The 12,415-nt window shown below is 67.7% G+C and carries 10 protein-coding genes; 6 read left to right on the plus strand and 4 right to left on the minus strand.

The features are described from left to right. Positions 1-41: 41 nt before the first annotated feature. Positions 42-1,589, minus strand: a complete 1,548-nt coding sequence (locus tag E3O65_RS01365; RefSeq protein WP_134361962.1) for an amino acid permease — start codon at positions 1,587-1,589, stop codon at positions 42-44. A gap of 220 nt (positions 1,590-1,809) precedes the next feature. On the opposite strand from E3O65_RS01365, the gene E3O65_RS01370 reads away from it, so the two are divergent. The 5 genes from E3O65_RS01370 to E3O65_RS01390 all read left to right on the plus strand — a co-directional run bounded on the left by E3O65_RS01370 (position 1,810) and on the right by E3O65_RS01390 (position 6,982). Continuing rightward, positions 1,810-3,177, plus strand: a complete 1,368-nt coding sequence (locus tag E3O65_RS01370; RefSeq protein ID WP_134361963.1) for a glutamine synthetase family protein — start codon at positions 1,810-1,812, stop codon at positions 3,175-3,177. A gap of 10 nt (positions 3,178-3,187) precedes the next feature. Next, positions 3,188-3,964, plus strand: a complete 777-nt coding sequence (locus tag E3O65_RS01375; RefSeq protein ID WP_338419158.1) for a gamma-glutamyl-gamma-aminobutyrate hydrolase family protein — start codon at positions 3,188-3,190, stop codon at positions 3,962-3,964. Beyond that, positions 3,961-5,322, plus strand: a complete 1,362-nt coding sequence (locus E3O65_RS01380; protein WP_134361965.1) for an aldehyde dehydrogenase family protein — start codon at positions 3,961-3,963, stop codon at positions 5,320-5,322. Before E3O65_RS01375 ends, E3O65_RS01380 begins: the two co-directional genes overlap by 4 nt. Before the next feature lie 54 nt (positions 5,323-5,376). Beyond that, entirely contained in the window at positions 5,377-6,168 is a 792-nt protein-coding gene (locus E3O65_RS01385; protein WP_166785610.1) for a 3-oxoacyl-ACP reductase, read from the plus strand. Positions 6,169-6,232: 64 nt separating this feature from the next. Further along, a complete protein-coding gene (locus E3O65_RS01390; RefSeq protein WP_134361966.1) occupies positions 6,233-6,982 on the plus strand; it encodes a FadR/GntR family transcriptional regulator in 750 nt (249 codons plus the stop codon). A gap of 25 nt (positions 6,983-7,007) precedes the next feature. Here E3O65_RS01390 and E3O65_RS01395 read toward each other — a convergent pair whose 3' ends face one another. The 3 genes from E3O65_RS01395 to E3O65_RS01405 form a co-directional block, all read right to left on the minus strand. Beyond that, positions 7,008-7,313, minus strand: coding sequence for a hypothetical protein (locus E3O65_RS01395; RefSeq protein ID WP_241985782.1), 306 nt, complete (start codon positions 7,311-7,313; stop codon positions 7,008-7,010). Positions 7,314-7,512: 199 nt separating this feature from the next. After that, positions 7,513-8,907, minus strand: a complete 1,395-nt coding sequence (locus tag E3O65_RS01400; protein WP_166785611.1) for an NCS2 family permease — start codon at positions 8,905-8,907, stop codon at positions 7,513-7,515. Positions 8,908-9,135: 228 nt separating this feature from the next. Next, on the minus strand, positions 9,136-10,719 hold the full coding sequence (locus E3O65_RS01405) for a carboxylesterase/lipase family protein (protein ID WP_241985781.1): 1,584 nt from the start codon (positions 10,717-10,719) through the stop codon (positions 9,136-9,138). 60 nt (positions 10,720-10,779) lie between these two features. Between E3O65_RS01405 and E3O65_RS01410 the strand changes: the two genes are divergently transcribed. Continuing rightward, a complete protein-coding gene (locus E3O65_RS01410) occupies positions 10,780-12,060 on the plus strand; it encodes a uracil-xanthine permease family protein (RefSeq protein WP_134361969.1) in 1,281 nt (426 codons plus the stop codon). The last annotated feature ends 355 nt before the right edge of the window (positions 12,061-12,415 follow it).

Genomic DNA, 12,415 nt, shown 5'->3' on the forward strand with positions numbered 1-12,415 from the left:
AGTTCTGGAGCAAAATCTCCGTCGAATTCATTCACACCGGACTACGGCGCGCGCTGGTCGTCCCGGCCGTCGAGGGACAGCAGCTTCTCCTCCACCGAGCCGCCGTAGCCCTCCTTCTGCGGGTCGCCGTGCAGTCCGCCGGACACCGCGTATTCCTCCTCCGGCGAGAGCACGAGGCGCTTGCGCCCGTACAGGGCGAAGATCAGCAGCATGACCACATAGACCACGGCGATCGCGGCGATGGCCGGGCGGGCGGGCTCGTTGATGAAGAACCCGAAGAAGATCGCCAGGGAGAGAATGCCGGCGATCACGGCCCCGGGCACACCCCACGGACTGCGGTACGGGCGGTTCGCGTTCGGGTACTTCTTGCGTAGCACGACGAACGAGACCATCTGCAGGATGTAGGCGATCACGGCGCCCCAGACGGCAATGTTCAGCACGATCGCTCCGGCGACGCCGCCGGTGCCGCCGAGCGAGTCGACGAGGATCAGGGCCACGAAGCCGATCAGGGCGCCCACGAGCAACGCCACCGCGGGGGTCTGCCGCCGGCCGGTCAGGGAGAGGAACTTCGGGTAGTAGCCTGCCCGCGACAGGGAGTACATGTTGCGCCCATAGGCGAACATGATCCCCTGCAGGGAGGCCAACAGCCCGACCAGGGCGAACAGGGCGAGCACCGCTGCGGCCTCGTCGCCGACCATCGCCCGGAAACCGTCGAGTAGGGGCTCCCCGGCGGTGGCGATATTCGACGCTCCCACGATCCCGGTGTTGAGCACCAACACGAGGATGCCGGTCACGATCAGGGTCGAACGGGCGATCAAGCCGGCCCGCGGGATGTCCCGCACCGGGTCGTGCGCCTCCTCCGCGGCCAGCGGCAGCTCCTCGATCCCGAGGAAGAACCACATGGCGTACGGCAGAGCGAACAGGATCGGCACCACGCCGAACGGCAGGAACTCGGACTGGCCGGCCTCCGGGGCGATATCGAACAGGTTGTCCACGCTGAACAGACCGGAAAAGGCCGCCATCGCGGAGAACACCAGCAGGATGCCGATGGAGATGATCGAGACCACGATCGCGAACCGGAACGAGATCGCGGCCCCGGCCGCGTTCAGGCCGATGAACACGGCGTAGAGGATGGCCCACCACGCCCACGCGGGCAATGAGACTCCGAGCAGTTCGCTGGTGATGCCGTCCGCGTAGGAGGCCGAGAAGTATACGATCACGGCAGTTGTCGCGACATACTCGATGGTTTCGGCCAGCCCGGTGACGAAGCCGCCCCACGGCCCGAGCGCCGCACGGGCGAAGGAGTAGGCCCCGCCCGTGTGCGGCATCGCCGACGCCATCTCACCGATCGCGAAGATCATGCCGTAATACATGACGATCAGCAGGGCGAACGCGATCAGCATCCCGCCGAAGCCGGCGAAGTCGATGCCGAAGTTCCAGCCCGAGAAGTCTCCGGAGATGACCGCGGCGACGGCCAGACCCCACAGACCCCAGATGCCGGCGCTGCGCTTGAGCTTACGTTTCTCGAAGTACCCTGCCTCCGCCGTCGTATAGGTCACGCCCGAGACGTTCAAGGTGTCTTTGGACATCCTGGTTTCCTTTGCGCTCTGGTTGCGCGCCTCGGCAAACGAGCGGCAACGCCGTGAGTTTTCATTGGCATGACTATAGGGCTCCAATGGTTGTGTGTACATACCTTTGTCGTCACGTTTCTGGCGAAGTACGGTCTAAAAATCGGTCGTGGACGTGCCGGCGATCTGTGGTCTAATGGTCGGAAGTTCACCATTTGACCGCCTCAATGAGGAGAAGTTGATGACACTCAGTTCCGGAAATCTCTCGCTCGACGACCTCACGGCACTGGTGCGGGTCGGTGAAATCGACACCATCGTCGTCGCCTTCACCGATATGCAGGGGCGGCTGGTGGGCAAGCGGGTCTCTGCGCGGCTTTTCCTGGAAGACGTGGCGAGCCACGGCGCGGAATGCTGCAACTACCTGCTTGCGGTCGACGTGGAGATGAACACGGTGGACGGCTACGAGATGTCGAGCTGGCGGCGCGGGTACGGCGACATGGCCATGATCCCCGACCTCGGCACGCTGCGCCGTGCGCCGTGGCTGCCCGGTGCCGCCCTCGTCACCGCCGACCTGCAGTGGCTCGACAAGACCCCGGTCGTGGCGTCACCACGCCAGATCCTGAAGGCCCAGCTGGCCCGCCTGAGCGATCGCGGACTTGTGCCCTACGTCGGTACCGAGTTGGAGTTCATCGTTTTCGACGACGGCTACCGTGAGGCCTGGAAGAAGGGCTACCGCGGCCTGACCCCCGCCAGCGACTACAACATCGACTACGCGCTGCTCGCCTCCACGCGCATGGAGCCGTTGCTGCGGGACATCCGTAACGCCATGGACGGCGCCGGCATGTACTGCGAGGGCGTCAAGGGAGAGTGCAATCTCGGCCAGCAGGAGATCGCGTTCCGGTACACCGACGCCTTGGCCACCTGCGACAACCACTCGATCTACAAGAACGGGGCCAAGGAGATCGCGGATGCCCACGGTAAGAGTCTGACCTTCATGGCCAAGTTCAACGAGCGGGAGGGTAACAGCTGCCATATCCACATCAGCTTGCGCGGCACCGACGGGTCTGCCGTCCTCGCCGATAAGGATGCCCCGTATGGCATGTCTCCCCTGTTCCGCCACTTTCTCGCCGGTCAGCTCGCGGTGATGCGCGAGCTGACCCTTTTCTCGGCGCCGAACATCAACTCCTACAAGCGCTATGTCAGCGGCAGTTTCGCGCCGACGGCGATCGCCTGGGGCCTCGACAACCGCACCTGCGCACTGCGCGTGGTAGGTGCCGGTCTGGGCCTGCGGGTGGAGAACCGGGTGCCCGGCGGCGACGTGAACCAGTACCTGGCCGTGGCGGCGCTGATCGCGGCGGGCCTCTACGGCATCGAGAACGAACTCGAGCTCGAGGACGTGTTCGTCGGGAACGCCTACGAAAGCGACGCGGAACGCGTGCCGGCCTCCCTTCGGGAAGCCGCCACCCTGTTCGCCTCCTCGGTTGTCGCGCGGGAAGCGTTCGGCGACGAGGTCGTCGACCACTACCTCAACAACGCGCGGATCGAGCTGGACGCCTACGACGCGGCGGTGACCGACTGGGAGCGGGTGCGCGGTTTTGAACGTCTCTGACCCCGTGAACGTGACTGACCCTGGCTCGTCCCGACCCATCATCGGCCTGACCACCTATCTGGAGCAGTCCCAGACCGGCGTCTGGAATGTGCCGGCCGCCTTCCTTCCCCAGGTCTACTTCGACTCGGTGATCCAGTCGGGCGGCATCGCTGTACTGCTGCCGCCGCAGCCGGTGACCCCGGGCATCGCCGATCGGGTGCTCGACGGGCTCGATGGCCTGGTGATCACCGGCGGCAAGGACGTCGACCCGGCCCGCTACGGCCAGACGGCGCACGAGGCCACGGATGAGCCCCGGCCGGACCGCGACGCGTGGGAACACGAGCTGATCCACAGGGCCATCGCCCGGGCGCTGCCGCTGCTCGGCATCTGCCGCGGCGCCCAGATGCTCAACATCGCGCAGGGCGGCACCCTGCACCAGCACCTTCCGGACCTCATCGGCCACGGTGGCTACCAGGCCGGCAACGGCGTATTCAACATCGTGGACGTGCACGTCGAACCACACTCGAAGCTGCACGGACTGTTGGACGCCCTCGATGTGCCGCTGCCCGTTCCCGTCTACCATCACCAGTCCATCGACCGGGTCGGCGCCGGCCTCTCCGTGACCGCGCGAAGCGGGGACGGGGTCGTGCAGGCCGTCGAACTCACCGAGGTTCCGTTCGGGGTGGCCGTGCAGTGGCATCCGGAACAGCACGATGACCTGCGCCTCTTCGTGGGCCTCGTCGACGCGGCGGCCCGCTACCGGGCAGCCCACAAGCAGGCGAACCGCCAGGAAAGGGACACCCCGTGAGCAGTTATACCGTCGTCAACCCGGCCGATGAGACACCGGGAACCGTGGTCGAACACTTCGACACGGATGCGACCGATGAGGCGGTCTCCCGGGCAGTGGCCGCGCAACGGCTCTGGGCGCGGGTCGCCCCCGCCGACAAGGCTGCCGTGCTGCGCCGCTTCGCGGAGTCTGTAGACGGGGACCGGGAAAACCTGGCGCGCATCGAGATGGCCAACTCGGGACATCCGATCAGTCAGGCGCGCTGGGAGGCCGGCCATGTGCGCGACGTGCTCACCTACTACTCGGCCGCCCCCGAGCGCCTGTTCGGCCGGCAGATCCCGGTGGCCGGCGGCCTCGATCTGACCTTCCAGGAGCCGCTGGGAGTGGTGGGCGTCATCACTCCGTGGAACTTTCCGATGACGATCGCGGCCTGGGGTTTTGCCCCCGCCCTTGCGGCGGGAAACGCGGTGCTGTTGAAGCCCGCCGAGTGGACGCCGCTCTCCAGCATCCGTCTGGGTGAACTCGCCAGGGACGCCGGCCTGCCGGAGGGACTGTTCCAGGTGCTGCCCGGGCGCGGATCGGTGGTCGGCGAACGGTTTGTCACCCACCCCCAGGTGCGGAAGATCGTCTTCACCGGGTCGACCGCTGTGGGCAAGCGGATCATGGCCGGCTGCGCCGCCCAGGTCAAACGGGTCACCCTGGAACTCGGCGGCAAGAGCGCCAATATCGTGTTCGCCGACTCCGATCTGGAGAAGGCCGCCGCCACCGCCCCGTCCGGGGTGTTCGAGAACGCGGGCCAGGACTGTTGCGCCCGCAGCCGCATCCTGGTGGAGCGGAGCGTCTACGACCGGTTCCTGGAGCTGCTCGAACCGGCCGTCGCCGCCGTGCGGGTGGGGGACCCCGCCGACGAGAGCACAGAGATGGGCCCGCTCGTCTCGGCCGCACACCACGCCGCGGTCTCGGCCTACGTGCCGGAGGGCTCCCCCGTGGCGTTCCGTGGCATCGCGCCGACCGGCCCGGGTTTCTGGTTCCCCCCGACCGTGCTCACCCCGGACTCCCGCACCGACCGCACCGTCACCGACGAGATCTTCGGTCCCGTGGTCACCGTGCTGCCCTTCGACGGAGAGGACGACGCCGTGGACCTCGCCAACGACACCGACTACGGCCTCTCCGGCTCGATCTGGACCCGGGACGTGGGCCGGGCCATCCGGGTGGCTCGGGCCGTGGAATCGGGCAACCTCTCCGTCAACTCGCACTCCTCCGTGCGCTATTCCACCCCGTTCGGCGGGTTCAAACAGTCTGGTCTCGGTCGGGAACTGGGGCCGGACGCCCCCTTGTCCTTCACCGAGACCAAGAACGTGTTCATCGCCGTCGACTAACCCCCCTGCACCCCCTGCACCTCCCTCTCCCCTCACCGCATTCAAGGAGCCAGCATGAGCAGCCTCACCCCCATCAATCTCACCCAGCGGCTCGCGGGCCGGGTCGCCGTGATCACCGGCGGCGCCAGCGGCATCGGCTTGGCCACGGCGAAGCGGTTCGCGGCGGAAGGAGCCACGGTCGTGATCGGCGACCTTGACGAGAAGGCCGGGCTCGCGGCCGCCGACCTGCTCGACTGCCTCTTCGTCAAGGTCGACGTGACCGACCAGGACGAGGTCAACGCCCTCTTCGACACGGCCTACCTCACCTACGGGTCCGTAGACATCGCCTTCAACAACGCCGGCATCTCCCCGCCCGACGACGACTCGATCGAGACGACCGAATTGCCGGCCTGGCAACGAGTGCAGGACGTGAACCTGAAATCGGTCTACCTGTGCTGCCGGTCCGCCCTGCGGTACATGGTGAAGCAGGGCCGCGGGTCGATCATCAACACGGCCTCCTTCGTGGCCGTTCTAGGCTCGGCGACCAGCCAGATCTCGTACACCGCGTCTAAGGGCGGCGTGCTCGCGCTCAGCCGCGAGCTCGGCGTTCAGTTCGCGCGTCAGGGCATCCGGGTCAACGCTCTCTGCCCCGGCCCGGTGAACACGCCGCTGCTACAGGAACTGTTCGCCAAGGACCCGGAGCGCGCGGCCCGCCGGCTGGTGCACATCCCGGTCGGCCGGTTCGCGGAACCCGAGGAGCTCGCGGCCGCCGTGGCTTTCCTGGCCAGCGACGACTCTTCATTCATCACGGGCTCCACCTTTCTGGTGGACGGCGGCATCAGCTCGGCCTACGTGACGCCCCTGTAGCGGTCCAGGTTGGCAGGCAAACCGTGATGGGATGGGAGTCCGACCATAAGCCAGGAACAGAACAGTGAACGACGACGAACAGCCCGGACTCGACAGCGGTCTGCTCCTGCGACCCGTGCACAGCGGCAACGCCTTCGAGGAGACGGTGCAGCGACTGCTGCAGACCGTTCGCCTCGGCCTGATCGCACCCGGCGAGCGGCTCCCGGCCGAACGGGAGCTCTCCGCGATGCTGGCGGTCAGCCGGGACACGCTGCGGGATGCGATCGCGTCCCTCGCCGAGGCCGGCTATCTGGTCTCCCGACGCGGACGTTACGGCGGTACCTTCGTCAGCGATCCGCTGCCCCGGCAAACCCCCGGCCCTGGCGCTGAGGGTGGGCTTGCGGCGCGCCGGGACATCCCCGTGGCCGAGATCGAGGATGCGCTCGCGCTGCGGGAGATCCTCGAGGAGGGGGCCGCCCGGCACGCGGCGGCACGCGCCCTGTCGCCCGCCGAGCGGGAGGTGCTGTGGAACAGCCTGGCCGACTCGATCGGCGCCACCGGCGAGGACTACCGCCGGCTGGATTCGAGGCTGCACCTCACGATCGGCGAGTTGGCCGGAGCCCCGTCGCTCGTGCCGCTGCTGGCCGAGGTGCGGATGCGGGTGAACGAGCTGCTCGACAACATCCCGTCGCTCGGCCCGAATATCGCGCACTCGGACCGGCAGCACGAGCAGATCGTGACGGCGATCCTGACCGGCCGGCCCGACGCCGCCGCGCAGGCGATGGCCGAACATCTGGCCGGCACCGCCCTGCTCCTGCGCGGCTTCCTGGAGTGACGCGACGTCCCGCGGGAGTGACAGGTCAGATCAGGAAGGCGAACGGCAGGGCGAGCAGCCCGAGCGCCAGTGCCAGTAGCACGAGCAGCAACGAGCCGGCTAGCAGCACCGCGTTGAGCACGATGCCCCAGATCGCCATGGTGCGTGCCTGCGGTTCCCGGCCGAGGGCGAGGACGCCGGCGACGAGGCCCGCGATGGGCACGAGGAACGTCCAGCCGGCGAGGATCGATACGAGTCCGAGTACGAGACTGGACACGGCCAAGGGGCTGCTCCGCGTGGGGATAGGTTCGGCACTGTACGCCGGCGCCTGGTCGGGAGCGATGGTTGTCATGGGTGGATCTCCGTTCGGTAGTGCGGTGGGGAGCAGCGGATGCCACTCTCCCACCCACGCTACGGAGCATCTGCCTCGGCGCCCATGGGGTTAGCCCCCGAATCGGGCCGGGGGTCGCGGGGGATGCCTCCGTCCCGACGCGCTCATGCGCTCATGCGCTCATGCGCTCATGCGCTCATGCGCTCATGCGCTTACGCGCTTACGCGCCGAGCCAGAGTTCGATCGGGCCGCGAACGAAGAAGACCAGGAAGCCGGCCGCGACCACCCAGAGCAGCGGGCTGATCTCCCGAGCCTTGCCGGAGAACGAGCGCACCAGCACCCAGGCGATGAAGCCGGCACCGATTCCGTTGGCGATCGAGTAGGTCAGCGGCATGACGATGATTGTAAGGAACACCGGCAGCACGCTGGAGAACTCCGAGAAGTCGACGAACCGGATCTGGGACACCATCATGGCCCCGACGATCACGAGGGCGGCAGCAGCCACCTCGAGCGGCACGATCTGGGTGAGCGGGGTGAAGAACATGGCCGCGAGGAACAGGAGTCCCGTGATGATATTGGCCAGTCCCGTGCGCGCGCCCTCGCCGATGCCGGCGCCGGATTCGATGAACACCGTGTTCGACGACGAGGAGGTGGCGCCCCCGACGACGGCTCCGACACCTTCCACGATCAGGGCCGACTTCAAACGGGGGAAGTTGCCCTTCTCATTGGCGACGCCGGCCTCGTTGGCCAGGCCCGTCATGGTGCCCATGGCGTCGAAGAAGTTCGTGAAGACGAGCGTGAAGACGAGCATCGAGGCGGCCAGAACGCCGATTCGATCAAAGGCACCGAAGGAGACCTGGCCGACGAGGCTCAGGTCGGGCAGCGAGACGACGGATGTCGGCAGTACCGGGGCGTTCAGGTTCCAGCCGTCGGGGTTCTGCCCCAGAGACGGCCCGACCTTGAAGATCGCCTCGAGGACCACGGCGATCAGCGTGGTGGCGACGATGCCGATCAAAAGGGCGGCCTTCACCTTGCGGGCGACCAGGATGCCGAGGACGACTAGGCCGAGCACGAACACGGCCGTCGGCAGGCTCACGACGGAACCGTTCTCGCCGAGCTGCACGGGCGGAGCACCAGGGGCACCCGCGCGCACGAAACCGGAGTCGACCAGACCGATAAAGGCGATGAACAGGCCGATCCCGACGGTGATGGCGATCTTCAGCTGGCGCGGCACGGCGTCGAAGATGAGCTCGCGCATCCCGGTCGAGGCGAGCAGCACGATGATAAGCCCATTGATGACCACAAGGCCCATGGCCTCCGGCCAGGTGACCTGGCCGACGACGCTCACGGCCAGGAAGGAGTTGATCCCGAGTCCGGCGGCGAACCCGAACGGCAGCCGGGCGACGGCGCCGAAGAGGATGGTCATGACGCCGGCGGTGAGGGCGGTGACCGCAGCCACCTGACCGTTCGGCAGCCATCCGCCGGCCACGTCGACCGCGGCCTGGTCGGCACTGAAGCCGCCGAGGATGAGCGGGTTGAGGATGACGATGTAGGCCATCGTGACGAACGTCACCAGGCCGCCGCGGACCTCACGGCCGTAAGTCGAACCGCGCATCGTGATCTCGAAGTAACGGTCGATGCGGGCCTTCAGCCCTGGTTCGGGCGTGCCCGCCGGAGTGTCCGGCCTCGGGGCAGGCGTGGATGACGTGTGGGTCTCTGTTTCAGAAATGGGGTGCTCCTGGTGTCCGACTCAGCTAATTCTCAGTTGCCCAGTTTATAGCCCCGGCGAGTGGACCGCGCGCGCCGGGAGCGCCGGCCGGCCGGCGGAGACCGTGTGCGCGGCTCAGATGTGCGGCACGAAGGCGTTCCAGGCCCGGCGCCGGTCGCGGTGCGGGTCGGACTCGACCCGGTCCACGGCGTCGATGATCAGGGTCAGTCGTTCGGTCTCGTCGTAGAGCGGCCACGCGGCATCCGGAACCCCGGTGGTTGCGAAGCCCAGCCACCATCCCTGCATGCGGGAGCCGATCCGCTGCAGGTCGCGGCGCCCGCCGAGCATGGTCATTCCGCGGCCGAACCAGCCGTCTAGCCGGTCGAACAGAGGGAACAGCTCGAGGCCGTGCGTGGCGTCGAGCCCCATCAGGCGTACCAGTCGGGGGGCCGCGTCGAAGCGGTAGAAGCGAACCGGCGCGTACCGGGAGTGCCGTTCGCCCACTCGCACACTCGGATACCAGAACGAGAAGTCACCGCCGAAATCGAGTGCGGGCCGAAGCGCGGGGATCCCGGGGTACTGAGCGCTCAGCCGCGAGCGGGCCTTCTTCTTCGTGTTCGCGAAGACCGCACGGATGCGTCCGGGCGTCGTGGCAAGGATGTCGATCCGCCCACTGAACAGCGATCCCTCCCGGGCGTTCGTGCCGATGATCAAGGGGATCCGATGGGCGCGTCCGTCGCGGAACGCGTCGAGGGGCCGTTCGGGCAGGAAATCGCCGTCGATCACAGGTGAGAGTGGGATGGTGCCCGGGTAGCGGTCCGGTGCGCGGCGGGTGAGGTCGCCGGTGGCCTCCGCCAGCCGGACCGGGTCGGCCTGACAGAGCAGATCAGCGGCATCCGTCACCGCGTTGATGGGGGGCTGGCTCGTGGCGGTCGGGTCGGCATGCCGGGTGCGTTTGGCCAGGAGCCGCACGAAATGCGCCGCCCACTCGGCGGTCACGTCGGGGGCGTAGACGGCGTTCGGCGGGGCGCTCTGGGCGATCGCGCGCTGGAACAGGCCCGCGGCGGCCGGCACGGTCATCAGGGTGGTCACGGCGTTGGCTCCGGCCGATTCGCCGAACACGGTGACAGCATCCGGGTTGCCGCCGAACGCCCGGATGTTGCGCCTCACCCAGGCCAGCGCCGCCACCTGGTCGCGCAGCCCCAGGTTGCTCTCGAACGGCCGCTCCGCGGTGGAATAGCGACTGAAGTCGAGGTAGCCCAGCGCCCCCAGCCGGTAGTTGAAGCTGACGTAGACGATGCCGCCACGCCGCACGAGTCCTTCGCCTTGCCGGGGCACCTCCCGCGAGGACCCGACGCTGTAGGCGCCGCCGTGGATGAAGACCATGACGGGCCGCAGCATCCGTGGGTCGACCGGTTCATCGGGAGCGATCACGTTGAGGTTGAGGCAGTCCTCGCCCTGCGGAATCGTGGGCTTCGCACCGATGAACTGGCCTCGGTGACTCTGCGTGGCGACCGGGCCGAAACCGCGTGCATCACGCTCGCCCGACCAGGGCTCGGGCGGCTGTGGGGCCCGGAATCGGAGGTCACCCACCGGGGAAGCTGCGTAGGGAATGCCCCGCCACGCGCGTACCCCGCGCACCCGGATTCCACGAAGCGTACCGGTCGCAATTTTCACCACGAGGTGTTCTGCGCGGGCAGGCTGAACGGATGGTCTCACCATCCGAGCCTATTTGTTCACTACCATCGGGATAACGTACGACACGGAAACGAGAATCACATGGCTCTGCCCTGGACCCTGCACGGTGACGGAAAAACGGTCGGAGTCACGGATGTCGTTGGCCCCGGAGAGCGCCTGAACTGGCCCCTGACCATTGGAATCGGCACGCAGCATGTCGTGGCCATGTTCGGCGCCACGTTCCTGGTGCCGCTGCTCACGGGCTTTCCGCCCAGCACGACGCTGCTCTTCTCGGGCATCGGCACCCTGCTGTTCCTGGTCATCACCCAGAACAAACTGCCCAGCTACCTCGGCTCGTCGTTCGCCTTCATCGCGCCGATCACCGCCGCGACCGCCTCCGCCGGCATGGGCAGCGCCCTATTCGGCATCATCGTGGTCGGCATACTCCTTGCCCTGATCGGCGTCGTCGTGCAGCTCACCGGCACCGGCTGGATCGACGCGCTGATGCCGCCCGTGGTATCCGGGGCCATCGTCGCCCTGATCGGACTCAACCTGGCGCCCGTCGCCAAGTCGAACTTCGACCTGGCGCCGGTCACCGCGCTGATCACCCTGCTCGCCGTGATCCTCTCCACCGTGCTGTTCCGCGGCATCCTCGGCCGGCTGTCGATCTTCATTGGCGTGATCGTGGGCTACGTGGCGGCCGTCGTGGCCGGCGAGGTCGACTTCAGTGGCGTGGGCGAGGCCGCCTGGATCGGCTTGCCCCAGTTCACCGCCGCGATGAACCCGTTTGCGGATCCGTCCGCCGCCCTCGGCGTGCTGCCGGCGTTCCTGCCGGTGGTTCTGGTGCTGGTGGCCGAAAACGTGGGCCATATCAGGGGCGTCGCCCAGATGACGGATGCGAAGGTGAACCGGTTCACCGGTCGCGCCCTGATCGCCGACGGCCTGGCCACCATGCTCGCCGGTTTCAGTGGCGGATCGGGCACCACCACCTACGGCGAGAACATCGGTGTCATGGCGGCCACCCGCATCTACTCCACGGCCGCCTACTGGGTCGCCGGCATCACCGCGGTGCTGCTCGGACTCTCCCCCAAGATCGGCGCGGTCATCAACACCATCCCGGCGGGTGTGCTCGGCGGCGTCACCACGGCCCTCTACGGCCTGATCGGCATTATCGGGGTGAAGATCTGGCTCGACAACAGGGTCGACTTCAGCAAGCCCGTGAATCAGTTCACGGCCGCGACTGCCCTGATCATTGGCATCGCCGACTACACCTTCTCGGCGGGCACCCTGAGCTTCAACGGCATCGCGCTGGGCACGGTCGCCGCCATCGTGATCTACCACCTGATGACCTGGGTGGCCCGGGTGCGCGGCACCGCGCGGTAGCAGGTTGCGCGCATGCTGCGCCGCTCCGCGCGTGGCGTGCCACGGGCACAGCGGCGCTGCTGCAGCGCAGCCGGCGAGAGTGACCGGCGAAATGGGCATTCTCGACCGAAACGGGATGCGGGGTGCGGAGTACACGACGTATGCGACGACCCCCGGCGCCGCGCAGGTTCTCGCTCGCGGCGCAGGTTCTCGCTCGCGGCGCAGGTTCTCACTCGCGGCGCAGGTTCTACCGTGCGCCCCGCTCCACAGGGTTCGCCACGAGCGTATGCGACCGTTCGCGGCAGCATCCGTTCGCGCCATATGCGACGACCCCCGCGCGGCGCAGGTTCTCACTCGCGGCGCAGGTTCTCACTCG

The sequence above is a fragment of the Cryobacterium breve genome (assembly GCF_004402375.1).
Taxonomy (GTDB): domain Bacteria; phylum Actinomycetota; class Actinomycetes; order Actinomycetales; family Microbacteriaceae; genus Cryobacterium; species Cryobacterium breve.

Coding starts and splice junctions, on each gene's coding strand:
- E3O65_RS01365 (WP_134361962.1), bottom strand. CDS start 1,589: ATGTCCAAAGACACCTTGAACGTCTCGGGCGTGACCTATACGACGGCG.
- E3O65_RS01395 (WP_241985782.1), bottom strand. CDS start 7,313: ATGACAACCATCGCTCCCGACCAGGCGCCGGCGTACAGTGCCGAACCT.
- E3O65_RS01370 (WP_134361963.1), top strand. CDS start 1,810: ATGACACTCAGTTCCGGAAATCTCTCGCTCGACGACCTCACGGCACTG.
- E3O65_RS01400 (WP_166785611.1), bottom strand. CDS start 8,907: ATGCGCGGTTCGACTTACGGCCGTGAGGTCCGCGGCGGCCTGGTGACG.
- E3O65_RS01385 (WP_166785610.1), top strand. CDS start 5,377: ATGAGCAGCCTCACCCCCATCAATCTCACCCAGCGGCTCGCGGGCCGG.
- E3O65_RS01410 (WP_134361969.1), top strand. CDS start 10,780: ATGGCTCTGCCCTGGACCCTGCACGGTGACGGAAAAACGGTCGGAGTC.